The sequence below is a fragment of the Pedobacter ginsengisoli genome, from assembly GCF_030244015.1.
In the GTDB taxonomy this organism is placed as follows: domain Bacteria; phylum Bacteroidota; class Bacteroidia; order Sphingobacteriales; family Sphingobacteriaceae; genus Pedobacter; species Pedobacter ginsengisoli.
Genome location: NZ_JASSYX010000002.1, coordinates 112,945 through 138,998, shown reverse-complemented (window position 1 = coordinate 138,998; position 26,054 = coordinate 112,945). Strand labels below are relative to the sequence as shown.

The window sequence follows — 26,054 nt, the reverse complement described above, 5'->3', positions numbered from 1 at the left end:
ATTTTTAAAGATCAGCTTCCCATTTCCAGGATCTTGTCAAATTCCGCCGCCCTTAACGGCATTACAGACAACCTGCCCTGTTTGACCAGTGAAATGTCTTTCAGGCTTTCCTCAGCCTTGATTTGTTCCAGTGAAACGGGATTCTTTAGCGCTTCCACAGGAGCCAGGTCCACTACTACCCAATTGGCGTCATCAGTAGTCGGATCCTGGTAAAATTCTTTGACGACTTTGGCAATCCCTACTACATTCTTACCATCATTACTATGATAGAACAAAACCAGGTCGCCTTCTCTCATTTCCCTGAGGTTATTTCTAGCCTGGTAGTTGCGCACTCCATCCCAAAACGTCCTTCCGTCCTTGTTGAATTTGTCCCAGCTGTATTTAAAAGGTTCTGATTTGACTAACCAATGTTTCATTATTTTATATGTTTAAAGTATTTTAAAAAGCCAAGTTTTTAGTCAATTTTCGAGTTGCCGACAAAAGCGCCGACAAAAACATCTTATGAAACCATCCAAACAAGCCTTTTATTTGTTCTATTTTTCAACGTCAAAGCTACTAAACAAGTGCGGATTAGAAAACATATTGACAAAAATGCCCAGTAAGACATACAGAATAATAATGTATTCTGAAAAAAATATCTTAATTTTAGATACAAACCCAGTTGAACTGATGAAACGCTCAATCTCATTGCCCAACCGACGGAAAAAACTAATGGTAACGAAGACTGCCTGTCTGAAATGGGGTATTTAGGAAAACTCCCCAACCTGATATTTTCGCCGGGATCTGTGGTCTTCCTCCTGTTCCTCATGTACAGCAATGCCTGCAATGCCCAGAAAATAAACATCCAGCTCAATAGGGTTAAACTGGAGTTTGTCTTTGGTGAAATACGAAAACAGAGCGGCTATGATTTCCTTTACAACAATGCCCTGACAGAAGACCTGAAACCGGTAAACATATCTGTAAAAGATGCTGACATTAACGAGGCGCTGAACGCAATTCTGGCCGGAATGCCGCTCACTTACACAATTAGTGACAAAATCATTATGATTAAGGCCAAACCTAAAGTTGCCAGTGTCTCGCAGACCTATACAATCAGCGGTGCGGTCAAAGATAAAGACGGACAGGCCCTGCCCGGAGCTGCGGTACTTCTGGGGGGCTACAAGATCGGAACAGTCGCCGACACTCATGGAAAGTTCCAGATCAGCAACCTGAGGGCAGGCAAGTATGACCTGCTGATCCAGATGGTAGGATATTTTCCAGCAAACAAAAGCCTTCTGATTAGCACCGGATCTGTTGACACCCAAATTATACTGACAGAAAACATAAAACTGCTGAACGTAGTGGTGGTCAGACCAGACCCGCGCAGAAGCAAATTCCTGAAGGTATTTGAAGAAAGCTTTTTAGGAACAACTCCCAATGCATTAAAATGTAAAATCCTCAATCCAAATGTCATTGATTTTGAGTATGACGAGGAAAAGCAGATGTTGTCTGCCCATACAGATGAATTCATTGTTGTTGAAAATAAGGCATTAGGATACAGGATCAGGTACCTGCTCAGATCTTTCAAAAAGGACGGGAAAAATAAGCTGGTCTATTTTTACGGTTATCCTTATTTTGAAGAGATGACAGGATCTAAACGCGATAAAATACGTTATCAGGCGAAGCGAATGGAAGCCTATAAAGGATCACCAGAGCATTTATTTAGTTCCCTCTATAACAATAGCCATCAGCAGGAGGGTTACCTCCTTAATAAACTGGTAAAAAGAGTCAATACCAATAAACCAGCAAACAGCACCAAAGAGCCTGATACCTTACGGCTCCTGGACAGAACTGAGATTTTGGGAGATACTTTGGTAAAACAAGATTCCATAGGGTTAAAACGCATAAGCTTTACAGATGCACTATATGTTGTTTTTACAGGTGAAAAGGAAAACAAAACTTATTTCAAGAATTCCAGTTTCAAAATCAACAGACCACCGGAGTACTCAAACTATCAGATCTCCGTCATTCACAGACTTAAGTCTCCTATACGTTTTTATCGAAACGGAAGGATCTTCAACCCTGCAGCTGTTGTCTTTGAAGGCTACAGCGCTTACGAAAGGATCGCGGACATGGTGCCGATGGATTATATGTCACTTGATTAAAATTACTTATATATATGAGATTTATTATCATACTTTTTTTATCATGCGGAGTACTAACAGGCCCGAATGCCGTTGCTCAGCAGTTCTACTCCATTTCAGGTACCGTAAAAGACCACAAAGGCGAAACCCTTCCCGGCGCTAATGTGCTATTAAGCGGATACCAGAAAGGCACGGTGACCGATAATCAGGGAAAATACCTCATCACACAGCTCAAACCCGGCAACTATGACATACTGGTACAAATGATCGGCTTCCTGCCCGCAAATGTGAATGTCATTGTCAACAATAAATCTGTAGTCGTTGACATCATTATGAAAGAGCATGTAAATCAGCTAAAAGAAGTGGTGATCCGCACCGACCCGTACCGGAAACAGCGGTTGGAGATCTTCAAGGCCAATTTTATCGGGACAAGCCCTAACGCAGCAAAGTCGAAGATCATCAATCCGGATGTGATCCGATTTGATTATGACCGGGATACCCGTATATTAAATGCCTCCGCTGATGAATTTATCATCGTTGAAAACAAAGCGCTGGGTTACCGCATCAAGTATTTGCTAAAGTATTTTGAAAAGAATGACAGGCTCAATCTTGTCATGTATTATGGTTACCCTTCATTTGAAGACCTTGCTAGCTCCAAATCAAAGCAGCGCCAGTACAAACGCACAAGAGACGATGCCTATCTGGGTTCTCCCCAGCATTTTTTTTCTACACTATTCAACAACATCTCCAAATCCAGCGGCTTTATCATCAATAAGATGCAGGGCAGGCCCAACCCTAAAAAGCTCCCCGACAGCATACTGAGCGAGAAAATCAAACTATTTTCACAGATTTCCGTCAGGGGTGCAAGCATCACTGCCAGCAGTAAAGACTCCCTGGCTTATTATAACAGGATAAAAAGAGAACCCGATTCGATAGATGTGCTGAACCGGGCCGGAGTACTGACCGACACACTGGTAAAAAGAGAAATGAACAATTTAAGATGGATAAATTTTACAGACAAGCTTTATGTCATCTATACTGCTGAAAAAGAGCCAAAAGAGTACAGCAAGCAGGCCAGTTATAAAGTAAACAGGCCCATGGACCTCGCATCCAGCCAGGTATCCATCATACATCAGTTAAAAACCCCTATTGCATTTTATCAGAATGGCCTGGTATTTGACCCAAGTTCTTTATTATTTGAAGGATACTGGGGCTACGAGAAGGTAGCAGACATGGTACCAATGGACTATATTTCTCCAAAATAGATACCCCTAACCGCCGAACTTCCGCACCCTGTAAATAAATGAAAGCATAAAATACCGGCCCAGACGGTTTACTTGCCTATCTACGATCACGTTATCAAACACATCCCTGGAAATACCAGAGTTCTGATCGAACAGGTCGAAGCCATCCAGACGAAGCGTACCCATGTCCCCCTTGAGGAAACGGTATTCCAGGGAAACCCTGAATATCGTCGGGTTCCTTACCGCGCCATTGTCATAACCGTTATTGAGTTGCTTCGTAAAATCATATCCTAAGGTCAGGTCTTTAAAGAAGTAGTTGCGCCCCTCAAGCTGAAATTCAACCCGGTTAGTTTTACGGTCTATAAACGAAGTATCCGTATAGGTCGTCATGTTCTGTGCATAAGAGGTTTCAAATTCCAGGTTTACAATATCCTCAATATCTACTTTAAATTCTGCCTCTTGTCTCCATGCCGTATTTTTAGCTACAATCCTGTTGTTGTCCGTAAATGCCACGTTGTTGTTCAATTGTCCCCAGCCCGAATAGCCTATAGAGAACTTCCGCTCCGCAAAAGGTTTGCTGTAATAATAATCGCCCCTTAAAGTATAGAAGCCATCTGTATTGGTATAACTGGTCAACTGATTTACAGAGCCAGGCACCTGCACCTTTGTCGTTACAATCTTGTTATTGGTCTTATCATAAGCCATATTGGCGAATAAGACATGTCCCGCATTCCAATCTGACTGCTTATAATGCGCGTTTATACTGTGAATAAATTCGGGATTTAGATTTGGATTTCCGGTGACGATGTTCTGGAGGTTTGAATTGTCAGATATAGGCTGCAACTGGAAGAAACCCGGTTGATTATTTCTGCCCCAGTAATTGATATCAAAAGATTCCTGATTAGAGAATTTATAAGATAACCTGGCTGAAGGGATCACATTAAAAGTCCTGTTGACGGTGGTCACATCCTTACTCAGATTTTGCCCGCGTAAAACTGCAGGCTGTCCATTCACACCTACGGTGTAATTCAGTTTCTCGCCTATGAACCTGTAGTTCACTCCAATTCTGTTGGTGATAAACTGATAATCATAAATATTGCTCAGGTCAGGGTTAAATACCTGATCGCCTTTTAATATATCATGCACATCCCTGGTGCTGTTTGTAGCAGAACGGTTCCAGTTGTAATTGAACTCGACGAAGGTCTTTGCCCAGAGCGGTTCCATATAAGATCCGCCTGCATTTAACCCGAAATTCCGAGTGCTCTGATCGTTAAGCTGGTTTTGCAGGGTGGAATCTGAACTCACTTCACGAATGGTCACATATTCGTTGTAGACATCTCTGAAATTTCCGCTATTGTTGTAATTGACACTACTCCAGAAACTGAAATTACGGCCTCTTTTTGAAAACTTATGATTATAGAAGATGTTAGTCCTAAGGCTCAGGTTGTCAGAATTGTTGAAATTCCTGCTGGCTCTGCGGGTGGTCAGGTCATTCTGAGAGGTTAAGGAACCCCCATTGCTACTTCCGTTATTGGCATTGTAGGAGAAATTCGGGGACACTTTAAGATAATTCATCGTATCTATTTTATATTCCAAATTACCGCCAAACCAGTGGTTATAGTTATCACTCTGGCTGTTGTTACGGGAATCTTCCAGCCTTGTATATGGATTCTGTAAAGTGTCCTTCAGAAAATTCTGGGTATAAGTTGAACTGATCGTATTGTTCTTATTGTTGGTGAAATTATATCCCGCATCTGCCGACAATTTCGTACTAAATTCATTCTTATAATTCAGACCAGCCGCATTCCGCGTAGTAATCCCATCACCACCTCCGCCACGCATATTTGCATTGGCAACCGTTCCATCAAAGGAGATCTGACGCTCACCTTTCATGCTGTTACCTCTTAAACTGGTGCTGTACCTGTCGGCATTACCAACACCACCTGAAGCCCTGGCAAAATATCCCTTTTTTTTATCCTCCTGAATGGTCAGGTTCAGGATTTTCTCGGGCTCACCGGTCTTAATCCCGGTCAGCTTGGCCTGATCACCATAATCATCAATAAACTGCAGGTTTTTGATAATATCCGCAGGAAGGTTCTTGATCGCAGTAGCGACATCTGTCCCAAAAAAATCCTTTCCGTTCACCCTGATCTTGGTTACCGGAGTGCCCTGGTTGGTGACGTTCCCGTCTTTATCCACTTTTATGCCTGGTAGCTTTTTTAAGACCTCATCTACCGCATCCCCTGCCCTGACAGGAAAAGCAGCTGCATTAAAGCTGACCGTATCTTCCATCACCTTTACCGGCGGAACACCAGAAATCACTACTGCATCCAGAGTATTGGATTCCGGCATTAACTTTATCAGAGGAACCTCCAGTGTATTGCCTTTTTCGATCAGGTACTGTTTAATAAAAGTCTGAAACCCTATGAATGCTGCCGATAAGGTAAATTGCTTCGATTTGATTTTGCCGAGGGTAAATTTGCCATCGGTTCCAGCTGAAATGCCCAAACTGTCCGTACCCCACTTAATTCTGACAACTGCACCGGGCAAAGGAAGGCCCGCAGTATCCAGCACTGTTCCTTTGACGACATAATTCTGCGCCTTGCTATTGAAAAATGTACCTGTGGCAAATAATAATAGCAAAGCTAATTTGGTAAAGAGCTTCATGAGTTGTTTGTGTGTGCCGTAAAAGTACGACATGCATAGCTAAAGGCTTTTAGCGTAATTAACATGTTACAGTATCGCAGTCAGACCCATGAAACCCTTCGTTAATCTTTATTTTTCAAAGCAATATCAATCCGGTCTGAAAGGTCTTCCAAATGATATTTGCTCATCCCGGCGGCGCTTGCCGAAGCAGTCTTTACCAGAGTATTTAATTCGTGCAGCTGGGCTTTCACCACAGAGATCACATCGTTTTGCGAGGTGCTGCTGGGGACACTTCTCAATGAACCTCCGCTAACCGCCAATGTTTGTGCGGGAGCAGCTGGCTTTACAAGCGCAATCAGCTTTTCCACATATGCTTTTTGCAGGTTACGGCGATATACGTCAATTGACGCGCCAGCCTTCAGTTCACTGAAAATGGAGCCCTGGATGTCAGTAAACAAATCTGTGATTTTGTAAGCAGCAGCGCCATCCGCAGCCTCTGCAGCAATCAGCTTGGTCAACGTGCTCGTACTGATTAGTCTGCTGAGTGCCGGAGCCTGGACTTTATTGATCACATCTACAGAACTCTGGCCGATGTTATCAAGTATTGGCTGATTTAATAACCATACAGGGGTAGTAAATAAATTTTTATCCAAAAACGCCATTGCCTCTTGCTGGCGCGCAGCGGTAGTGCGGGCATATACAGTACCAGGCTGTTCCACAGTTTTAGGCGTTTCAAATACACCCCCGATATTTTTGGCTACATGCCCCATGTAACGGATGAACTGATTGGCAATTTCACCATACATGGTGCTTAAATTGCTATAACCTTCATTATCCGATTTCGTCCATTCCGGTAGTTTGACCAGTATTCTTTTTAGATTTTTAATACCATAATCACTTGAGATCATGGCATTGTCGCCCAAATCCTCATTTTGTGAACGTGGATCGTCTGGATTTGTCTCGGTTCCAAACCACAGCCTGTTATTTTTGAGCTTTTCTATAGTCAGCTTATTCAGCACCGGCACTTCGGCCTGAGCTGTTTTGGCCTCAGGAAGCAATTTATATCCCCATTCTATTGCCCATACATCATAATCTCCTATTCTCGGATAAATACCTTTGGGCTTGATGTTATCTTCAGGCTGCGCCACATAATTGAAACGTGCATAATCCATAATGGAAGGCGTATGACCATTGGCTTCCACAAATGCCTTATCACGTAATTTTTCTGAAGGAACAGTAGAACTTGAACCATAGTTATGGCGCAGTCCCAGGGTATGACCAACCTCATGTGAAGACACAAAGCGGATCAGATCGCCCATCAGCTCATCGCTGAACTGCATTTTCTGCGCCCGCGGATCTATTGCCGAAGCCTGTACCATATACCAGTCATGCACCAGTTTCATCACGTTGTGGTACCAGTTGATATGGCTTTCCATGATCTCTCCGCTGCGCGGATCAGAAATGCTGGGGCCGCTGGCATTGGGGATCTCCGAGGGTTTATACACGATCGCCGAATGGCGCGCATCATCCAGACTCCAGGTAGAATCCTGTTGGGCAGTAGGCGCCATCTTACCTACAATGGCATTTTTAAAACCTGCTTTTTCAAACGCCTTTTGCCAGTCATTTACACCAGCGATGAGGTAAGGAACCCATTTTTTAGGAGTTGCGGGATCTATGTAAAATATGATTGGTTTCCTGGGTTCAACCAGCTCACCTCTTTTGTATTTGGCGATATCTTCAGCTTTTGGCTCCAGTCTCCAGCGCTTTACGATCTCGATTTCTTTGACACCCTGCGGGTTTGCATCAAAGTCCGTATAACCAACAGCGAAATATCCCACCCGGGGATCAAAAAAACGGGGTTTCATCGGTACTTTAGGAAGTATAACCAATGATGCGTTCAGTTCGACTGTCGCAGAACCTGTTGCACCGCCGCCGATAGACGGGGGACCAAAAGGTGACGCAGGAGCTGGCGCCAGTGAATAAGTTCTGACGACGTTGATCTCCACATTGGTCGGGAAACTTTTCACACCCAGTATATAACTCCTGTCAGCCATGTATGCACCCAGTCTAAAATTACTTTTGACCGCCGGCGAACCAAAGTAGAAGATGTCATTGTCACTGCTGATGTAATCGGTCATGTCTATCACCGTCCCTTTTTTGTCAGGAGTGTAAGCTGCTACCGCAAACGAAGCCGAGATAGCCTGGATATTTGAACGCTGCAGGTTCTGATACATCGCAGTGGTACTGTCCGGCCCGTAAGTCCTGTAAGACACCTTCCGCATAAATACCTTATTGTTTGGTCCTTTTTCAAAACGGATCACACTGCTCCCGATCTGGTCTCCGGCATACCCGGAAGCGGAACGAACTTCAGCACCTGCTTTAGACAAACGGCTTACCACCAATATATCCCGTCCCAGGGTTGAATCGGCGATCTCAAAAAAGTATTTATCTTCCAGCCTGTGCGTCGTGATCATCCCCCGCCGGGTAACGGCTTTGTTCGTAATTACCTGCGCATAAGGTTTTGGTTGTGGCTTAGCACCCGGGCCAAAAGGAGCTCCGGGAACTTTCTTTGTCGTGTCTGTTGCCGCTGGCGGTGTGGTGGGCGGTGCCGTAGGCTTTGTTTGGGCAACAGCAAAAGACGCTGCAACGATGCCCAGCATTGCAAAAAATACTGATTTCTTCATGTTGAATGATAAGTGGTTAGTTGGTTACCGGCAAATGTACAGTAGTTAGCCGGGAGTAGAAATTATGTCCTATAACTTTACAGTTACATTAGTGAATCATTTTAAACAGCAGTTCCTTAAGCAGTTCGCCGTCGGCAACGTTTCCGGTACTGTCCACCCCTTTGCTTTTCAAATCATATTCTCTAAGCAGGCTGATGATGTCGAAAGTTTTACCAAGACTGTAACTGCGTGACGCAGTCTCAAAATCTTTTACAAAATAGGGGTTCACGCCCAGTTCCTTGGCAGCATCACCTTTATTTTTCAGGTAGTGGTATTTAAGGATCTTGGAAAAATATGAATTAAGATTGGCCATGACCATGACCATTGGATTCGCCTTCGGGTTATCCGCAAAATAATTGATGATCTGGTTGCATTTCAATACATTCTTCACTGCAAGTGCTTTTTGCAGCTCAAAAACGTTATATTCCTTGCTGATCCCTATGTTTTTCTGGATCAGATCTGTATCTATGGTGGTCTCTTTTGTGATGTTGAGAATCAGCTTGTCCACCTCATTCTCTATCTTGGAAAGATCAGTACCCAGGTATTCAGCCATCAGCGCAGAGGCCTGCGGCGCGATCTTATACCCTTTTTCCCTGACGAGGTCATCTATCCAGCCTGCCAGCTTATAATCCCTGACCAGTTCCGATTGAAAAACAACTCCATTTTTGTCTATGGCTTTATAGATCTTCTTGCGCTTGTCAAAATTGGCGTACTTGTACCCCAGTACCAGGATGGTGGAAGGCAAAGGATTTTCAAAATAACTGAGTACGAACCCGGCTTCTTTACTGCTGCCTTCCGTTTCCTTTGCCCATTTCAGGTCCTGCGCCTCCTTTACAATGATCAGCTGATAATCGGACATCATCGGATAACGCTTAGAAGCATTCATAATGGTAGCCATGTCCGTATCCTTGCCATACAATACCGTCTGATTAAAGCCTTTCTCCATATCATTCAGCACATTGTCTTCCATGTAATGAATGATCTGGTCTATATAATAAGGCTCTTCACCATGCAGCAGGTAAACAGGCTTAAATTTTCTGGCTTTAATGTCTTTTATGATCTCAGCAGCACTCATATGATGGCAAACTTAGATAAAAATTTTGTCTACTTTTACACAAATGTCATTTACACCAAGACCGCTTAACCTGCCTCCTTATCCTTTTAAGATCACATTAAAAGATAGCCAGCACTTTATCTTTGACGAAATCCGTAAAAAGCACCTGGTCCTGACACCTGAGGAATGGGTCAGACAGCATTTCATCCAATATCTGATCCTTGAAAAAAAATTTCCCAGATCCCTCATTCAGATAGAAGGCGGCCTGAGTCTCAACAAGCTGCAAAAAAGAACAGATGTCGTGATATTTAACACGCATGGTGAAAGGATTATGGTTATTGAATGTAAAGCACCCGCAGTGAAGATCAGTCAGGCCACCTTTGACCAGGCCGCGAGGTATAATTCCGTACATAAAACCAAATGGCTGGTCGTCACCAACGGCCTGATGCACTGTTATGCGCAAATAAACCACCAGGAAGAAAAATTTATCTTTGTTAAAGACCTGCCGGAATATACCTCATTATAGATTATTGATCTTTTTTATTCTTATTTTTGCCATTTCAATCTGATACTTTTTTTGATATAATGAGCATTTCTACAAAATACGATCCGGCAGCAACCGAAGACAAATGGTACAGCTACTGGATGTCTAAAAACTTTTTCCACTCTGAACCCGATGAGCGTGAACCGTACACCATTGTAATCCCGCCGCCAAATGTGACCGGTGTACTGCACATGGGCCATATGCTCAACAACACCATTCAGGATGTATTGATCCGCAAAGCACGTATGCAGGGCAAAAATGCATGCTGGGTACCGGGTACCGATCATGCATCGATAGCGACAGAGGCAAAAGTAGTGGCCATGCTCAAGGAAAGAGGGATCAGCAAAGCAGACCTCAGCAGGGAAGAGTTCCTGAAGTATGCCTGGGAATGGAAAGAGAAATATGGCGGGATCATCCTGGACCAATTGAAAAAGCTTGGTGCCAGCTGCGACTGGCAGAGAACACGCTTCACCATGGAAAACGATCTGTCTGATGCGGTGATCGACAGTTTTATCCATTTATACAAAAAAGGATGGATCTACAGGGGCATCAGGATGGTAAACTGGGACCCGGCGGGCAAAACTGCGGTTTCAGATGAGGAAGTAATCCGTAAGGAGGTCAACCAAAAACTCTATTATATTAAATATTTAGTAGCAGACAGCAAGTATCAGGCAGAACCGGAGTTCATCACCATTGCCACTACCCGGCCGGAAACCATTATGGCTGATGCAGCGATCTGTGTCAATCCAAATGATGAACGTTATACACACCTGAAAGGAAAAACGGTATTTGTCCCGCTGATCAACAGGGAGATCCCGGTGATCCAGGATGAGTATGTAACCATGGACTTTGGTACAGGCTGTTTAAAGGTAACACCAGCGCATGACCTGAATGACTATGAGCTTGGCGTTAAACATAAACTGCCGGTAATAGATATTTTAAATGACGACGGCACACTGAATGAGCTTGCCGTTGTTTTGGTAGGCGAAGACCGTTTTGCGGCGAGAAAGAAGATTGCCGTATTACTTGACGAAGCCGGGCATTTTGAAAAAGTAGAAGATTATAAATCACAGATCGGCTTCTCGGAACGTACAGATGCGGTGATCGAACCTAAGCTGTCCATGCAATGGTTCTGCAAAATGGACCAGATGGCCAAACCTGCATTGGAAGATGTGCTGAATGGAGATGTGAAGCTGATCCCGGAAAAGTTTGTAAACACCTACCGCCACTGGATGGAAAATGTACGCGACTGGAACATCAGCCGGCAGTTGTGGTGGGGACAGCAAATTCCCGCCTGGTATGACAATCAGGGAAACTGGGTGGTTGCCAAAACCAAAGAAGAAGCGCTCAACGAGTTTTTGAAACTCAAAGATCCGGACGGCACATTTACAGCTGAAGAACAAACAGGCTGCAAAAATCAGCTTTCCTCATTTATTAAACAGGACCCTGACGTGATGGATACCTGGTTCTCCTCATGGCTATGGCCTATCTCTGTATTTGACGGATTTAAAAATCCGGATAATCCGGATATTAATTATTATTATCCGACCAATGACCTGGTAACCGCACCGGAGATCCTTTTCTTCTGGGTAGCGCGCATGATCATGGCCGGACACGAGTTCAGGGGCCAGAAACCTTTTACCAACGTATATCTAACCGGTATAGTAAGGGATAAGCTGGGCAGAAAAATGTCTAAATCATTGGGCAATTCCCCTGATCCTATCGGACTGATCGAAAAATATGGTGCCGACGGAGTTAGGGTCGGCATGCTGCTGTGCTCTCCTGCCGGGAATGATCTGATGTTCGATGAAAGCTATTGTGAGCAGGGACGGAATTTTGCAAACAAGGTTTGGAACGCATTCCGCCTGGTAAAAGGCTGGGAAGTGGATGCGAATCTCGAAAACCCGAACCAACAGGCCATTGCGTGGTTCGAAAACCGTTTTAACGAAGCTTTGGCCGAGATCGAAGACAACTTTAAACAGTACCGCTTGTCTGAGGCGCTGATGGCTACTTATAAGTTGGTCTGGGATGATTTCTGTGCCTGGTATCTGGAAATGGTGAAACCGGTTTATCAGCACCCAATCGATTCAGGGACCTTAGAATTAACCATTGGATTTTTTGAAAAGATCTTAACATTGCTGCATCCCTTCATGCCTTTCATTACTGAGGAATTGTGGCACGATGAGCTATTTGGCGAAAAAGACGAAATGGACTGCTGTATTGTTGCTGGTTATCCGGTAGTTGGAACTGCTGATGCGGCTATACTCAAAGAGGTGGAAGTGATCAAAAGTCTTGTGGCGGAAGTGAGGAACATAAGAAATACAAAACAGATCTCTCCAAAAGAAGCATTGCCGCTGGCGATAAAAGTAAACTCTTCACTGGATTACGAAAAATGGTTAAATATCGTCTTTAAACTGGCCAATATCAGTCAGGTTGAACTTGTAAATGACAAGATCCCAGGTGCCGTGAGTTTCATGATCGGTAATGATGAATTTTTCATTCATTTGAATGAGGCCATTGATCCAGATGCGGAAAGGGAACGTCTGAATGCGGAACTCGTCTATTTGCAGGGCTTTTTGAAATCGGTCAATGCCAAACTGAGCAATGAACGCTTTGTACAGAACGCCAGGCCCGAAATCATCCAAAATGAAAGGAATAAGCAGGCTGATGCAGAAGGCAAGATAAGAATTATTGAAGAAAACCTTGCGGCTTTGGAGGGCTAAGCATCTTAAACTATAAAACGAAAAAGGGGCCTACCGGCCCCTTTTCTATTTCAGGTTCTGCATGAAATAATCCGTCACTTTCTGATACAGGTGTACCCTATCCTTGCCGGTCACATTGTGTTCATGGCCCGGATAGATCATATAATCAACCTGCACTCCCGCATCCACTGCTTTCTTCACAAAATCAACCGAATTCTGCTGGACCACCACCGGATCCTGCTGACCATGGATCAGCAATAGCTTTCCTTTAAGCTGAGCTGCCTTGTTACTCAGATAAGTCGCTGCAAATCCCTCAGGATTTTCCTGAGGCGTATCCATATAGCGTTCCGTATACATTACTTCATAAAAAGCCCAGTTGATCACCGGTCCGCCGGCTACCGCAGCCTTAAAGACTCCCGGATGGTTCACCATAAAATCCACGGTATTGAACCCGCCAAAACTCCAGCCAAACAAACCCATATTGGCAGCATCCACATAGGGCTGGCTTTTCAGATAATCAACCGCAGCCATCATGTCTTCCATCTGCACATCACCTACCCGTCGGAACATAGACTGTTCAAATGCCTTTCCCCTGTTGTCACTGCCCCTGGTATCGATGGTTAGTACCACATAACCATGCTCAGCCATATACCTGAACCAATAATCACCGGCACCGGCGTTCCAGCTGTTCAGTACCAGCTGCGCATGTGAACCTCCATACCAGTAAACGATCACCGGATATTTTTTAGCGGCATCAAACCCGACGGGTTTGTATAAACTCGCATACAGGTCATCTCCGGATTTACTCTTGAAAGTAAAGATGCTGGAATTTTCAGTAGCATAACCTGCCAGCGGATTTGCTGCTTTAAGCAGCACCTTAGTCTTTAGTGAGCCCGTTTCTATAACCTGTACTACTCTCGGCTGTTCCGGACTGCTGAAATTATCGATCACAGTATTCCCGGAGGCACTTACCTGGGTAACATGAACCGCCAGTCCCTGAGTCAGCTGAACCGACTTACCAGACTTCACATTCAGCGCATATAAATTCCGGCTTATCGGCGACCCCGCTGTAGAGGTGTAAAACAACCGTTCTCCTCTGGCATCAAAACCCTTTACCTCCAGCACCTCCCAGCTACCTTTGGTAAGCTGTTTCAATACTTTTCCATTCCTGTCATACAGATACAAATGATTCCAGCCATCACGGTTACTTTGCCAGATGAATTTACCCGGATCATTTTTGAGGAACAGCATGGGCACCAAAGGCTCCACATATTTCTCATCCTTTTCTTCAAATAAAGTTTTAATAAATGCACCGCTCACCGCATCATACTGATTTAGTTTCATGTGATTCTGTCCGCGGTTCAGAATAGCTATATACACATATTTATCATCCGGACTCCAGGCAATATTGGTCAGGTACTGCTCCGCCGGCTCACCGGTTTTCAGGTAAACCACAGCACCTGTTTCTGCATTATAAACCCTTACCGTCACCTCGTGGCTTTTATCACCCGCCATCGGGTACTTAATATTTACATTCTTTGCCGGTTTTGTAGTCCAGTCAATGACCGGGTAATCGGTTACCATACTCTGGTCCATCCTGTAAAAAGCAAGCAGTTTTCCACTGTTGCTCCAGAATGTGCCCTTAGTAATCCCAAACTCTTCCCGGTGCACCGATGACGCATACACAATATCTGCACTGCCGTCAGTGGTTACCTGCTTTTGGTCTCCATTTTTGGCCACAAACAAATTAAAATTATCCAGATAAGCCACATAGCCAGCCTTACTTTCTTCCAGACCCGCCTTGCCTGCAAGTGCCGCTTCTACCAATATAATAGCTTTATTGCTGACCGGGTTCAGTGCTACTTTAGCGCCATTCAGACCGATGATCCAATCAGCACCCTGGTTAAACTGGATCAAAGGCATATTCTTTGCCGAATCCAGCCCGGCAGCCTTTAGTCTCACATTCAGCTCTGCCAGTGATAAAAATGGTTTTTCCTCCTCCTTAAATCCCCCCTTCATCCATACCGGTTCATTGCCTGCGCGTTTGGCATACACATAATTTTCTGTACCATATAAAAACTGTATCTGGGTCAGATTTTGCGGCGCCAAAGTAGTGCGTGCATTGCCAATGACATCCTGCATGGTCAGTAGTTTCTGCTGCGCAATGCCACAAACCGTAATCAGTACCAGCTGGGCAGACAAGATAAATCTCTTCATAAAATCTCGATGAATAATAAGTTGTGTCAAACTTAGAAAAATTTGTTAAGATTGACTGGCGAAATATAGTGTTTTCTTGTCTTACCTTTGAGTGTGAAAAATATCATTATCGGCCTGCTTTTTGCCATGCTCTGGGCCTCTGCCTCCGTAGCAACTAAATTTGGATTGCTTTCCGCGCCGCCCCTCATACTTGGGAATACCCGGTTTTTCATAGCAGGTATTGTTTTATTGCTCTACGGATATTCCTTTAAAAAAGATCAGTCTTACCGCCTGCCCACTGCCGGGGAATGGAAACACCTTGCCCTGTTCGGCTTCCTCAACACCACTGTTTACCTGGGCCTGTTTGTCTATGCTATGAAGTATACCGCTGCAGGCATCGGCAGTCTGGCCACCTCCACCAATCCGCTGCTTATCGTATTGCTTTCTTCATGGCTCATAGGACGTAAACCTGCCAAAGCTGAAATATTCAGCATCATCATCGGCATGACCGGCATAGCAATAGCTACCTATCCCCTGCTCAAAAACAGCAGCAGCAGTTTATTTGGAGTGATCATACTCATGCTCAGTATGATCTCCGTATCCTTTGCCAGCGTATACTATGCCCGGGTCAGATGGACATTACCCAACATCCTCATCAACGGCTGGCAGGTAGCTCTTGGCGGATTGTTCCTGCTCCCTTTTACTTTTGCTTTCAGTGATTTCTCTACCCTGACCATAGACAACCACTTTGTTTACTCTGCGTTATGGCTCAGTCTGGCGGTATCCGTGATCGGACTGATCTGCTGGTTCTATTTATTGAAAATAGACACTGTCAAAGCCTCCCTCTGGTTGTTCCTCTGCCCCCTTTTTGGTTTTTTCTATGCCTGGTGGCTCCTGGACGAACCCATTACGCTATACACCGTAGGGGGTACAATTCTTGTTGTTTTTGGTCTATATCTGGGCCAGCGGCAGAAACTTAAAAAGAAGGCAAGCTCAAATTAATCACAAGCTCAGGTTAATCATAAATATCACATGCAAATTTCTGCGCTCACACAATAAAGTATGTTAAAATATGTTAAATACATATAAACTAACTTAGCAATGAAAGCCATTAAAGTTTTTTATTTTACCAACACGATTTTCAGGAGACTTGGCCTCACCAAGATCTACTATTGGTTTAACAAGTAATATGTGGGGGGCTGATTTCTGTTTCACAAATTTCGCAATCTGGATTCGGACTTGCGTTCCTTAGGCCCGATAGCCCGTCACGATTTCATCGGGAAAAGATCGGGCAAAGGACACTGATGTCCTCTCTCAGATCACAAAATTTGCATGACGCATAAATAGTTTTTCATTCCGTTTATCGTACTACAGGCTAAGCATCCTGAAAGCCTAAGAAATTAAGGTATGTTTTTCGGGCATAAGCGCTTTTTTGCTCCTCCTTCAGGGAGCCTAAAAAGATGCAGCCCGAAAAACATACCTTAATTTCTTAGGCTATTATTTTTTGAACCAGTACTCAAGACTGCAAACGACTCTTATCTATTTGCATAAGTCAAGCCCACAATCTGGCCCAATGCCTTATGGATCCTCGCCATCCCCTCAGGCTTATTGATGTCTATTCCGCAAAACGGATTGCCGTTTGCCTTAGCCTGCAATACCATAAAGATAATCCCAGAAACCTGCAACGCCATAATCCCCCGGAAATCAAGATCAGATTTTTCAAAAGCAGGCTCCAGCAATTTGAAGATTTCCTCACCAAAAGCCTCCCGTTTCAACCCGACCTCCTTCATCAGTTTATTTCTTTCACTCGTTTCCCATATTACGATCTTCTGCATTTCTTCCTCTCTGTAGAAATGATCAAGATGTGTTTTCAGAATCTCCCTGACCAAGGGCTCTCCGCCATAAGTACTGATCACTTCTTCAATACCCTCCATATCCTTAGCCAGTTCCAGCCAGTAATCCTTGCGCTTCACATAGACCTCGATCAGGTTATTGACATTATTATCAAAGTACCGGTAGATCAATTTCTTATGCACTTCCGCTTTTTTCGCTATATTATTTACGCCCAGAGCCGTATAGCCCTCAGTTTTAATGATTTCACCTACCGCCTCAATCAATTTCAGCATGGTACGCTCTTTATCTCTTATCGTGCCAGAGACACGCTTTCTCGGCTTAGTTTCCATAATTTCGAAAATAACATAAAAAATAAAATATGTCACCACTTTTCAAAGTTGCACACTTTATTTTTACAGAAAAGAGAGAAACACCGAACAAGGTCCAATCCATAATACTCGCAACGCTCAAACAAACCAGGGGGAATCTAACGTCGGAGTCCCCCTAATTTTTATTTAGTATCCAGCATTACCGTCTTCCCGGTTTTAACAGACTCTTTGGCAGCCTCAAGGATCCTGACCACCGTCACATTATTTTCCAGAGAATACAAGCCATTTTCAGGCACAGTGATCTTACCCCGCACCACATCAGCCAGGTATGCAAAAGGATCTTCATAAACCGGAATTTCCTTTACCGTCACCACCCGGCTATGCTCTTTCTTATCATTCTTTGCCCTGAGCCGCATGTTATTATTATCCAAAGCAAATACATAACCCGTCTCCCCGTAAATCTCCATGTCCTTCCGGTTAAACGGCCAGTTCCAGGAAGCCTGGATAACACATTGCGCAGTAGGATAATTGACAATGATTGTGGCATCATCATCCACTTTCGGATAAATAGACGGCTTATACTGCCTGGTTACCGCGGTTACAGAAACAGGCTGCTGGCCATGCATCAAATGGGTCATTAAATTGGCCCCATAACAGCCAAAATCCATCAGCGCACCTCCACCATTCAGCACCGGATCTGTCAGAAAATCAAAAAACTCTTTGCCCACCCCAATCTCTTTCGGTCCCTGGTGCCCGTCATGGATCACTACCTTTCTCACAGCACCCACATAATTGCTGTCGTTTACCAGCTGAAACGCTTTGGCATTACTCGGATACCATGAAGTCTCAAAATTGGTCAGCAGGTGAATCTTATACTTCTTCGCCAGCGACTCCATTTTTCTGGCCTGGGCCAGCGTAGTGGCCAAAGGCTTTTCCACCATGACATGGATGCCCCTAGGCGCGCAAGCCTCCACCACCATCGCATGGTCATAAACCGAACCAAAAGCCACAACTGCCTCCGGCTTCACTTTATCCAGCATTTTACTGAGATCGGTGTAAAACAGATCAGGGCTAAGTTTATACCCTTTTATCCGTTTGTCCGCCAATTCCTGATCCGGCTCATAGACCCCAACCAGGGTCACGTCTGACTTATCCTTCCTGTTCAAAATCCAGGGCACATGGCCATGGCTTGTACCAACTACAGCCACCCTCAGCGGTCCCTTTCCCGCAGCCTGGGCATAACTCCGCAACCCTGAAACGGTCAGCAGACAAATCAACAATACAGTAATGAAGTGATGTCGTTTCATATCAAATGACGAATTAAAATGTGTTCCTTTAATTTGGCGATATAAGATTAAATAAAATTTCTTAATCGAAAGCAAGGCAGCGCCTTTCACGCATATAAGTTACAAAAGCATGCACCACAGTCACAGCGGGCAGCACTAAGCATACTTTTCCTGCAGCTTTTTACTCAACTTGCTCAGCACCAGTTTTCTTGATTCAGCAACCCGTTCCATTAGTTCCTTATCAGTCATCACATCCATACTTTCGATCGCGATCCACTGCCGGCGTGCAAAATGCGGTGCCTGTTTTATCCCCGGCCTGGCAGCCAGTTCATCAAAGTCCTCAGGATCGCACTTCAGACAAAGGTTAGCATCTTCCAGCGAAGCCAGCACAAAGATCTTTTCAGCGACCATAAAGCAAAGGTGGTCCCATTTCATCCCTTCTGTTGTACCGTTCAAACTCAGGCAATAATCTCTTAACGTTTCAATATTCATAACCGGTCATTAATAGCTAAAGTTAACAGTAATCCGGCAACCATTCTCCAATTTTACTAAGTTTGTACCAATGAACAAGATCACCCCGACCGCTGATGGCTCTAACACGCTTTACAATGAAGAGATTGGCGAACATTACCATTCCAAACATGGTGCACTTCAGGAAAGCAAACATGTATTTATCGCCGCAGGTCTGGAACATGCCGCCGTCAGGATTCCCGGCCAGGAGATCAGTATCCTGGAAGTAGGCTTTGGCACCGGTCTGAACTTCTTATTGAGTGCCGCTTACTGCGCATGGCACAAGATCAAACTAAAATACACCTCTTTAGAAGCATTCCCGCTGACAAATGACGAACTCGAATCCACAGGCTACAACAATTACATCCCTGCAGAGATCTGGCACAACATGATCCACAATTATGGAAAGGCCATGCAGCAGACGGTAAATATCCAGCCGGAGCAGCAGCTCAGAATTGTCCATACCTGGCTGCACAGGTACCATACCGAACAGCGATTTGACCTGGTTTATTACGATGCCTTTTCTGTACAGCACCAGCCGGAAATGTGGAGTGACGAGATCATCGCCTATACCTGCCAGTTTTTAAAACCCGGTGGGATCTTTGTTACTTATGCCATTACAGGGAAGCTTAAACGTGCTTTAAAAAGTATAGGCTTTACGATCGAGAAACTTCCCGGAGCACCCGGAAAAAGAGAGATGTTGAGGGCAACGAAAAACTAGTTTTATAACTAATTCCTGCGCTACTCCGCGCACTTTCTGCGCAGTTTCTGCGTTCCAGCTGTGATAAAGGGTACTTTAAGCGCAGAAGCTGCGCAGAAAGTACGCAGAAGCCGTGGAACAACCGCGACCATGGTTCTCCTGCACTCTTTACAAATGAGCGACACATTGCCTAAACATCTGGAGCCCTACATTGTTAAACCTTCACTACAACAATCAATCTTATGAACAAAAGACAACTGGGCAATTCAGATTTACAGGTATACCCCATCGCCTTTGGCGGCAACGTTTTTGGCTGGACCGCCGATGTGGCCAGATCATTTGAGATACTGGACGGCTTCACCGATGCAGACTTTAACTTAATAGATACCGCCGATGTATATTCCGCCTGGGCACCAGGCAATAAAGGCGGCGAATCAGAAACCATTATCGGCAGCTGGATGCAGCAACGAAAGAACCGCGAAAAAGTGGTCATCGCCACTAAAGTTGGCGGAGGCATGGGGCCCGGCAAAAAAGGCCTGTCCAAAAAATACATTATCCAGGCCGCTGAAGATTCCCTGAAAAGACTGCAAACAGATTATATAGACTTATATCAGTCCCATTACGATGACCCGGAGACGCCGATACAGGAAACTCTTGAAGCCTATGACGAGCTGATCAGATCAGGAAAAGTAAGGTGGATAGGCGCTTCCAATATGTCACCGGCAAGACTGCTTCAGTCACTGGAACTGGCCAACCGGCTCAACCTGCCTAAATATCAGACCCTGCAGCCTGAATACAATCTTTACCAGCGCGAGGGTTACGAAAACAATTACGAACAGATCGTACTCGACAATCAATTGGGGGTCATCAGTTATTACTCACTGGCCAGCGGATTCCTGACCGGGAAATACCGTTCAGAAGAGGACGTGGATAAAAGTCAGCGTGGCGGCGCGGTAAAAAGCTTCATGAACGAAAGGGGTTCCAGGATCCTGAAAGCACTTGATGAAGTCTCTGAACAATACAGCGCCAACCAGGCCAGCGTTGCCCTCGCCTGGCTCATTGCCCGCCCCTCAGTCACCGCACCAATAGCAAGTGTAACCAGTCTCGGTCAACTCAATGATCTGGTCAGGGCAGCAGAACTAAAATTAAATACAGAAGATATTGCTATATTAGATGATGCCAGTGCATGGAAGTAATTCATGCACCATCTGACCTATGAACCAATCTTTCACCCCCTTTTACACCAGGCTTGCCATGGTGTTGTTTTCCATCATCTGCATCGGCTACCTGGCCATACTGGGTCAGACGCTGCTCGCGCCCCTGCTCACTTCATTTTTATTGGCATTGCTGCTGTTGCCCCTGGCCAATTATCTGGAAAAGAAATGCCGCTTAAAAAGAAGCCTGGCCTCGATCATCTCCGTGGTGCTGATGATTGCTTTACTTTCGAGCATTCTTTATTTTCTGGCCAATCAGCTGACCGATCTCTGGCAGGACTGGCCCCTATTAAAAAAACAGGCAGAGACTTCTTTTCACGATGTGCAAAACTGGATCTCCCGCACTTTTCACATCAATACCCACAAGCAGATAGATTACCTCAAGGATAGTGCTACCAGCGCGCTGGCCACCAGTGCGACGGTTCTCGGTGCTACAATACTCACCCTGTCCTCCACCCTGCTGTTTCTTTCTTTCCTGTTGCTCTTTACTTTTTTCATCCTCAACTACAGAGGCACACTTTTCAGGTTCCTCACCTCAGTATTTGCAGATGAGCATACCGAAAAAGTAAGTGAAATTGTAAGACACATCCAGTTCATCATCAAAAAATACATTACCGGGCTTTTCATTCAAATGATCATCGTCACCGCCCTGATGATCTTTATACTCTGGATCCTCAGCGTTAAGTATGCCGTATTGCTGGGCCTCATCGCAGGGATATTCAACATCATTCCCTATTTAGGCATCTTCAGCGCCCTGCTGATCAGCGCACTCATTACCTTCGCCACAGCCGGGGCAGCCAAAATGCTGCTGGTCATCGTCGCCTTTCTGTTTGTTCATACCATAGACGGCAACGTCCTGATGCCGCTTGTAGTCGGCTCTAAAGTAAAGATCAACGCACTTTTTGCCTTTATCGGCATTGTAGTAGGTGAAATGATCTGGGGCATATCAGGCATGTTTCTCTGCATCCCTTACCTGGCCATGCTCAAGATCATATTTGACCGTGTCGATCCATTGAAACCCTGGGGTATACTACTTGGCGGAGAAGAAAAACCACATAAAAAACGTAAGATCTACCGCATTACCAAAAAGATCAAACTCGAAGAACAGGAATAAATGGCCGATAAAAGATCCCCGCATATCCTCAATACCTCTGCCAACCTGCTAGGTCTGTGCTTTATTGTGCTCACCTCTATCAAGGTATCAAAAATGGATGATGTGAGTGTCATCGACGAAACTACTGCAATCGCCATTGTACTGTTCATGAGCAGTTGTATCTTTTCCTTCCTGGCCATGAGAAAAGATTCCGGGTCCGGCAATAACCGCTTAGAAAAACTGGCAGATATCTTATTTTTGTCCGGACTGATTGTTCTTTTTTTAACGACGATGATCGTTACCTTTAACATCATCAAATAAGAACATACGTTAGCACATCCAATTATAATTCAATACAAAATAAAGCACTATAATGCCCAACAACATACCTCCCATTACCGCAGCAGACCCATCTTCTGCTTTTCAAAGATTACTGACCGTACTGGACACCTTACGCACAGAATGCCCATGGGACAAAAAACAAACCATGGAGACCCTGCGTCACCTGACTATTGAAGAAACCTATGAACTGTCTGATGCCATACTGGAAGGTGACCTGCAGGAAGTAAAAAAAGAACTGGGTGACGTGATGATGCACCTGGTGTTTTACGCACGCATCGCTTCAGAAACCAATGATTTTACGATAGTAGACGTATTGAACAGCGTATGCGACAAGCTGATCAGCCGTCACCCGCACATTTATGGCGATGTGGAGGTACAGGACGAACATGATGTGAAGCGCAACTGGGAAAAGCTAAAGCTTAAAGAGGGCAATAAATCTGTGCTGGCCGGTGTGCCTGCAGGACTGCCATCACTGGTAAAGGCCAGCCGCATCCAGGAAAAAGCCCGCGGTGTAGGCTTTGACTGGGACAACAAGGAACAGGTCTGGGAAAAAGTGGAGGAAGAACTGCAGGAGTTTAAAGAAGAATACAACATTACCGGTGACCGGGAAGTCGACATCGAAAAAGCAGAAGAGGAATTTGGAGATCTGTTGTTTTCCCTGATCAACTATGCACGTTTCATCAATATCAATCCGGAGAACGCGCTGGAAAAGACCAATAAGAAATTCATCAGGCGCTTTCAGTATCTGGAAAGCAAAGCAAAAGAAAACGGTAAGGCTTTGCAGGATATGACGCTTGCAGAGATGGACATATATTGGAACGAGGCGAAGAAGTTGTAAGGATGCTGAATTTTAACCTGAAGGCCATGACGTCTTGCTCAGATCATCTATTTTACCCGCTCTACATAGTCTCCCGTACGGGTATCTATTTTGATTTTATCACCCTGATTTACAAATAAAGGCACTCTGATTTCAATACCATTTTCGGTAGTCGCCAGCTTCTGTGCACCTGATGAAGTGTCACCTTTAACGGCCGGCTCGGCATAAGTAATTTCCAGCTCTACAAAATTTGGTGCCTGTGCCATGATGGGTTCTTCACTCTCAAACGATACGATTACATCCATTCCTTCTTTTAGAAACTTAGCAGCCGGTCCGAACAGTGATTTAGGAATAGTAAATTGTTCGAAAGAGACATTATCCATAATTACAAAATAATCGCCGTCCTCGTACAAATATTGAAAATCGTTGGTTTCTACCCGGCAAATTTCTATCTGCTCATCGGTTCCCAAGCGGGCTTCCACAATTCGTCCCGTTTTGATATTGCGAAATTTACCTAAGTAAAAAGCTCCCCCTTTACCCGGTGTACGGTGCATAAGCTCTATAACCGTCACCAGTTCACCATTGTACCTTAAAATATTTCCTACTTTCGCTTCAGATGTCTTTGCCATGTATGTTACTGTAAAAATTGAGCGCAAATATATATTCTTTTCGGGGAAGTCAGCTATGTTCTTTGCCGGGATTACTAACGAACAATTTCTGCTATCGACTATTCTTGTATATTAGTAACTACAATGCCTGTATTAACCGATTTACTCCTATGAACACCCTGCTCTTCTATTTTTTTTTAATCACTACATTTATCAACCCGACCATCGAGAGTGATAAGGCCAGGTGGAAACCCTATTATCTGGATATCGCGCCGAATGGCAGGGCGACAAATTGGTTTTTGCCTTTCGATGTGACCAACCGCAAGGACCTGAAGCAGATAAAAGTAATCAGCATATTTGGTGATCACAGGGACAGTTACCTGAAAGGTCATATTCATACCGCTATCGACATCAATCCTGCCAGGCCTAAAGATAAACTGGTACCTGTATACGCTATGGCAAGGGGTGTAGTCTGTTCGGTGCATTTGGGTGAAAACCAGAAAACGGTGGTAGTAAGGCATCAGCTTGCAGATGGCAGCGCAATGTTCACTTCCTACAAACATTTGAAGGAAGCATATGTGCAGCAAGGTCAGCAGGTAGATCAAAAGACAAAACTGGCCAGGTTATTTACGGTGCAGGAATCAAAGAAGTATGGTGGAGATTACCATCACCTCCACCTGGAAATCCGCAAAGCCTTTGACGACTATGGCTGCGCCAGCTGGCTTACGATGAATAAGCAGCAGTTAAACCTCAGATTTTATAACCCGCTGACCTTCCTCAGGGAAAAGCTTTAATCTTCGCCTGCGGCCTCATCAGACACATTCGCAAAAAAATACACAAATATTTGCGTAGTTAAATAACTACATATATATTTGTAGTCAAATAACTACGCAATGAATTTAAGACGGGATGTATTTCAGGCCATAGCGGATCCAACAAGAAGGGCTATCCTTATGCTGGTTGCGTCGCAATCCATGACCGCGGGTGTCATAGCTGCGAATTTTGATACAGCCAGGCCAACAGTTTCAAAACACCTGCAAATACTTACTGAGTGTGAATTGCTTAAACAAGAGCAAGCCGGGCGGGAGATCTATTATCACATTAATGCAAAAAAGATGAAAGAAGTAGCTGACTTTATCGAACCATTTCGCCAAATGTGGGATGACAGGTTTAACAAACTGGAGGCCATTATGAAAAATTACAAACCGGAAAAATAACATCGTATGGAACGAAAAACAAAAGTCAATGCTGAAGACGGCAAACAGGAACTGGTGATTACAAGAGAATTTGATCTGCCCGTGGAATTGCTTTTTAAAGCTTATGTAACGCCTGAAATTGTGGAGCAGTGGATGGGTACAAAAGTACTGAAACTGGAAAATAAAAAGCATGGCAGTTACCAGTTTGAGACATCCGGCCCTAAAGGAAACTTTGCATTTGTGATGAGCGGCGTAATTCATGACTTTGTTACCAACCAGAAAATCACCCGGACATTTGAAATGGAAAATACACCATTTGCACCTCAGCTCGAGTTTCTGGAATTTGAAACACTCACTGAAGGGGGCAGCCGGCTCACTATGCATATCGTGTATAAGTCAGTCGCCCTCAGAGACCAAATACTGCAGCTGCCCTTTGTGCAAGGCATCAATATGGCACATAACAGGTTGCAGGACATCGTAAACAAACTAAAATAACACGTGATGACAAAGACAAACAAAATTATCTATTGGATTGCTACCATCTGGCTTGCACTGGGAATGACATCAACCGGAATCGTACAGTTAATCAAAATGAAGGAAGAAGCAGCTATGATGACACATCTGGGCTATCCCCTCTATATGCTGACCCTATTGGGTGTTTGGAAAATATTGGGTGTTGTGGCAATACTGGTTCCTAAATTTCCATTATTAAAGGAATGGGCCTATGCGGGATTTTTCTTTGTCATGTCGGGCGCTGTATTTTCCCACTTAGCGGCCGGAGATGGCGCAATTGATTTTTTTGGACCAGTATTATTATTGATCCTTACTTTTGTATCCTGGTATTTCCGGCCTGCAGACCGGAAAATCATTTCAGTTCACCAATAAAACATCAAC

General features: G+C 44.5%; 23 protein-coding genes. 14 read left to right on the top strand and 9 right to left on the bottom strand.

Going from position 1 to position 26,054, the window contains the following annotated elements; genetic code table 11:
• Positions 1-11: 11 nt before the first annotated feature.
• The gene (locus tag QEP08_RS07805) at positions 12-416 is read right to left on the bottom strand and encodes an EVE domain-containing protein (protein ID WP_285057097.1); all 405 of its coding nucleotides are present in this window, start codon (positions 414-416) and stop codon (positions 12-14) included.
• Positions 417-737: 321 nt separating this feature from the next.
• On the opposite strand from QEP08_RS07805, the gene QEP08_RS07800 reads away from it, so the two are divergent.
• Both QEP08_RS07800 and QEP08_RS07795 read left to right on the top strand, forming a co-directional pair.
• Positions 738-2,144: a carboxypeptidase-like regulatory domain-containing protein gene (locus QEP08_RS07800; protein ID WP_285057096.1), complete on the top strand. Its 1,407-nt coding sequence runs from the start codon at positions 738-740 to the stop codon at positions 2,142-2,144.
• A 14-nt stretch (positions 2,145-2,158) separates the two neighbouring features.
• Complete coding sequence (locus tag QEP08_RS07795; protein ID WP_285057094.1) at positions 2,159-3,388, top strand: carboxypeptidase-like regulatory domain-containing protein; 1,230 nt, start codon at positions 2,159-2,161, stop codon at positions 3,386-3,388.
• A gap of 6 nt (positions 3,389-3,394) precedes the next feature.
• On the opposite strand, the gene QEP08_RS07790 is transcribed toward QEP08_RS07795, so the two are convergent.
• The 3 genes from QEP08_RS07790 to holA form a co-directional block, all read right to left on the bottom strand.
• The gene (locus tag QEP08_RS07790; RefSeq protein WP_285057092.1) at positions 3,395-6,067 is read right to left on the bottom strand and encodes an outer membrane beta-barrel protein; all 2,673 of its coding nucleotides are present in this window, start codon (positions 6,065-6,067) and stop codon (positions 3,395-3,397) included.
• Between the two features lie 68 nt (positions 6,068-6,135).
• Entirely contained in the window at positions 6,136-8,697 is a 2,562-nt protein-coding gene (locus QEP08_RS07785) for a zinc-dependent metalloprotease (protein WP_285057091.1), read from the bottom strand.
• An 88-nt stretch (positions 8,698-8,785) separates the two neighbouring features.
• Positions 8,786-9,811: a DNA polymerase III subunit delta gene (gene holA / locus QEP08_RS07780; RefSeq protein ID WP_285057090.1), complete on the bottom strand. Its 1,026-nt coding sequence runs from the start codon at positions 9,809-9,811 to the stop codon at positions 8,786-8,788.
• 43 nt (positions 9,812-9,854) lie between these two features.
• On the opposite strand from holA, the gene QEP08_RS07775 reads away from it, so the two are divergent.
• Both QEP08_RS07775 and QEP08_RS07770 read left to right on the top strand, forming a co-directional pair.
• The gene (locus tag QEP08_RS07775) at positions 9,855-10,316 is read left to right on the top strand and encodes a type I restriction enzyme HsdR N-terminal domain-containing protein (RefSeq protein WP_285057088.1); all 462 of its coding nucleotides are present in this window, start codon (positions 9,855-9,857) and stop codon (positions 10,314-10,316) included.
• A gap of 59 nt (positions 10,317-10,375) precedes the next feature.
• Positions 10,376-13,057 (top strand): valine--tRNA ligase, encoded by a 2,682-nt coding sequence (locus tag QEP08_RS07770; RefSeq protein ID WP_285057086.1) that lies wholly within the window; start codon positions 10,376-10,378, stop codon positions 13,055-13,057.
• A gap of 45 nt (positions 13,058-13,102) precedes the next feature.
• Here the strand turns inward: QEP08_RS07770 and QEP08_RS07765 are convergent, their stop codons facing one another.
• Positions 13,103-15,253, bottom strand: a complete 2,151-nt coding sequence (locus QEP08_RS07765) for a S9 family peptidase (RefSeq protein ID WP_285057084.1) — start codon at positions 15,251-15,253, stop codon at positions 13,103-13,105.
• A gap of 93 nt (positions 15,254-15,346) precedes the next feature.
• Between QEP08_RS07765 and QEP08_RS07760 the strand changes: the two genes are divergently transcribed.
• Positions 15,347-16,234 carry a DMT family transporter gene (locus tag QEP08_RS07760; protein ID WP_285057082.1) on the top strand — a complete coding sequence of 296 codons (888 nt, stop codon included), beginning with the start codon at positions 15,347-15,349 and terminating at the stop codon, positions 16,232-16,234.
• A 533-nt stretch (positions 16,235-16,767) separates the two neighbouring features.
• On the opposite strand, the gene QEP08_RS07755 is transcribed toward QEP08_RS07760, so the two are convergent.
• From QEP08_RS07755 to QEP08_RS07745, 3 genes are all read right to left on the bottom strand, one after another.
• Positions 16,768-17,415: a TetR/AcrR family transcriptional regulator gene (locus tag QEP08_RS07755; RefSeq protein WP_285057080.1), complete on the bottom strand. Its 648-nt coding sequence runs from the start codon at positions 17,413-17,415 to the stop codon at positions 16,768-16,770.
• A 161-nt stretch (positions 17,416-17,576) separates the two neighbouring features.
• Positions 17,577-18,701: a Gfo/Idh/MocA family protein gene (locus QEP08_RS07750; RefSeq protein ID WP_285057078.1), complete on the bottom strand. Its 1,125-nt coding sequence runs from the start codon at positions 18,699-18,701 to the stop codon at positions 17,577-17,579.
• Between the two features lie 135 nt (positions 18,702-18,836).
• Positions 18,837-19,172 carry an MmcQ/YjbR family DNA-binding protein gene (locus tag QEP08_RS07745; RefSeq protein ID WP_285057076.1) on the bottom strand — a complete coding sequence of 112 codons (336 nt, stop codon included), beginning with the start codon at positions 19,170-19,172 and terminating at the stop codon, positions 18,837-18,839.
• A 70-nt stretch (positions 19,173-19,242) separates the two neighbouring features.
• Here QEP08_RS07745 and mnmC2 point away from each other — a divergent pair, with 70 nt between their 5' ends.
• From mnmC2 to mazG, 5 genes are all read left to right on the top strand, one after another.
• On the top strand, positions 19,243-19,911 hold the full coding sequence (mnmC2, locus tag QEP08_RS07740; RefSeq protein ID WP_285057074.1) for a tRNA (5-methylaminomethyl-2-thiouridine)(34)-methyltransferase MnmC2: 669 nt from the start codon (positions 19,243-19,245) through the stop codon (positions 19,909-19,911).
• Between the two features lie 221 nt (positions 19,912-20,132).
• Positions 20,133-21,086 carry an aldo/keto reductase gene (locus tag QEP08_RS07735; protein WP_285057073.1) on the top strand — a complete coding sequence of 318 codons (954 nt, stop codon included), beginning with the start codon at positions 20,133-20,135 and terminating at the stop codon, positions 21,084-21,086.
• 19 nt (positions 21,087-21,105) lie between these two features.
• Positions 21,106-22,218: an AI-2E family transporter gene (locus tag QEP08_RS07730; protein ID WP_285057071.1), complete on the top strand. Its 1,113-nt coding sequence runs from the start codon at positions 21,106-21,108 to the stop codon at positions 22,216-22,218.
• Positions 22,219-22,518, top strand: coding sequence for a hypothetical protein (locus QEP08_RS07725; protein WP_285057069.1), 300 nt, complete (start codon positions 22,219-22,221; stop codon positions 22,516-22,518).
• Positions 22,519-22,570: 52 nt separating this feature from the next.
• Positions 22,571-23,377, top strand: a complete 807-nt coding sequence (gene mazG / locus QEP08_RS07720) for a nucleoside triphosphate pyrophosphohydrolase (RefSeq protein WP_285057068.1) — start codon at positions 22,571-22,573, stop codon at positions 23,375-23,377.
• Positions 23,378-23,424: 47 nt separating this feature from the next.
• Here the strand turns inward: mazG and efp are convergent, their stop codons facing one another.
• Entirely contained in the window at positions 23,425-23,985 is a 561-nt protein-coding gene (efp, locus tag QEP08_RS07715) for an elongation factor P (RefSeq protein ID WP_285057065.1), read from the bottom strand.
• Between the two features lie 149 nt (positions 23,986-24,134).
• Between efp and QEP08_RS07710 the strand changes: the two genes are divergently transcribed.
• From QEP08_RS07710 to QEP08_RS07695, 4 genes are all read left to right on the top strand, one after another.
• Positions 24,135-24,758: a M23 family metallopeptidase gene (locus QEP08_RS07710; RefSeq protein ID WP_285057063.1), complete on the top strand. Its 624-nt coding sequence runs from the start codon at positions 24,135-24,137 to the stop codon at positions 24,756-24,758.
• A 99-nt stretch (positions 24,759-24,857) separates the two neighbouring features.
• Positions 24,858-25,181, top strand: coding sequence for an ArsR/SmtB family transcription factor (locus tag QEP08_RS07705; protein WP_285057062.1), 324 nt, complete (start codon positions 24,858-24,860; stop codon positions 25,179-25,181).
• A gap of 6 nt (positions 25,182-25,187) precedes the next feature.
• Positions 25,188-25,655 carry an SRPBCC family protein gene (locus QEP08_RS07700; protein ID WP_285057060.1) on the top strand — a complete coding sequence of 156 codons (468 nt, stop codon included), beginning with the start codon at positions 25,188-25,190 and terminating at the stop codon, positions 25,653-25,655.
• A gap of 6 nt (positions 25,656-25,661) precedes the next feature.
• Positions 25,662-26,045, top strand: a complete 384-nt coding sequence (locus QEP08_RS07695; RefSeq protein WP_285057058.1) for a DoxX family protein — start codon at positions 25,662-25,664, stop codon at positions 26,043-26,045.
• Positions 26,046-26,054: the final 9 nt, after the last annotated feature.

Coding starts and splice junctions, on each gene's coding strand:
- QEP08_RS07805 (WP_285057097.1), bottom strand. CDS start 416: ATGAAACATTGGTTAGTCAAATCAGAACCTTTTAAATACAGCTGGGAC.
- QEP08_RS07800 (WP_285057096.1), top strand. CDS start 738: ATGGGGTATTTAGGAAAACTCCCCAACCTGATATTTTCGCCGGGATCT.
- QEP08_RS07795 (WP_285057094.1), top strand. CDS start 2,159: ATGAGATTTATTATCATACTTTTTTTATCATGCGGAGTACTAACAGGC.
- QEP08_RS07790 (WP_285057092.1), bottom strand. CDS start 6,067: ATGTCGTACTTTTACGGCACACACAAACAACTCATGAAGCTCTTTACC.
- QEP08_RS07785 (WP_285057091.1), bottom strand. CDS start 8,697: ATGAAGAAATCAGTATTTTTTGCAATGCTGGGCATCGTTGCAGCGTCT.
- holA (WP_285057090.1), bottom strand. CDS start 9,811: ATGAGTGCTGCTGAGATCATAAAAGACATTAAAGCCAGAAAATTTAAG.
- QEP08_RS07775 (WP_285057088.1), top strand. CDS start 9,855: ATGTCATTTACACCAAGACCGCTTAACCTGCCTCCTTATCCTTTTAAG.
- QEP08_RS07770 (WP_285057086.1), top strand. CDS start 10,376: ATGAGCATTTCTACAAAATACGATCCGGCAGCAACCGAAGACAAATGG.
- QEP08_RS07765 (WP_285057084.1), bottom strand. CDS start 15,253: ATGAAGAGATTTATCTTGTCTGCCCAGCTGGTACTGATTACGGTTTGT.
- QEP08_RS07755 (WP_285057080.1), bottom strand. CDS start 17,415: ATGGAAACTAAGCCGAGAAAGCGTGTCTCTGGCACGATAAGAGATAAA.
- QEP08_RS07750 (WP_285057078.1), bottom strand. CDS start 18,701: ATGAAACGACATCACTTCATTACTGTATTGTTGATTTGTCTGCTGACC.
- QEP08_RS07745 (WP_285057076.1), bottom strand. CDS start 19,172: ATGAATATTGAAACGTTAAGAGATTATTGCCTGAGTTTGAACGGTACA.
- mnmC2 (WP_285057074.1), top strand. CDS start 19,243: ATGAACAAGATCACCCCGACCGCTGATGGCTCTAACACGCTTTACAAT.
- QEP08_RS07735 (WP_285057073.1), top strand. CDS start 20,133: ATGAACAAAAGACAACTGGGCAATTCAGATTTACAGGTATACCCCATC.
- QEP08_RS07730 (WP_285057071.1), top strand. CDS start 21,106: ATGAACCAATCTTTCACCCCCTTTTACACCAGGCTTGCCATGGTGTTG.
- QEP08_RS07725 (WP_285057069.1), top strand. CDS start 22,219: ATGGCCGATAAAAGATCCCCGCATATCCTCAATACCTCTGCCAACCTG.
- mazG (WP_285057068.1), top strand. CDS start 22,571: ATGCCCAACAACATACCTCCCATTACCGCAGCAGACCCATCTTCTGCT.
- efp (WP_285057065.1), bottom strand. CDS start 23,985: ATGGCAAAGACATCTGAAGCGAAAGTAGGAAATATTTTAAGGTACAAT.
- QEP08_RS07710 (WP_285057063.1), top strand. CDS start 24,135: ATGAACACCCTGCTCTTCTATTTTTTTTTAATCACTACATTTATCAAC.
- QEP08_RS07705 (WP_285057062.1), top strand. CDS start 24,858: ATGAATTTAAGACGGGATGTATTTCAGGCCATAGCGGATCCAACAAGA.
- QEP08_RS07700 (WP_285057060.1), top strand. CDS start 25,188: ATGGAACGAAAAACAAAAGTCAATGCTGAAGACGGCAAACAGGAACTG.
- QEP08_RS07695 (WP_285057058.1), top strand. CDS start 25,662: ATGACAAAGACAAACAAAATTATCTATTGGATTGCTACCATCTGGCTT.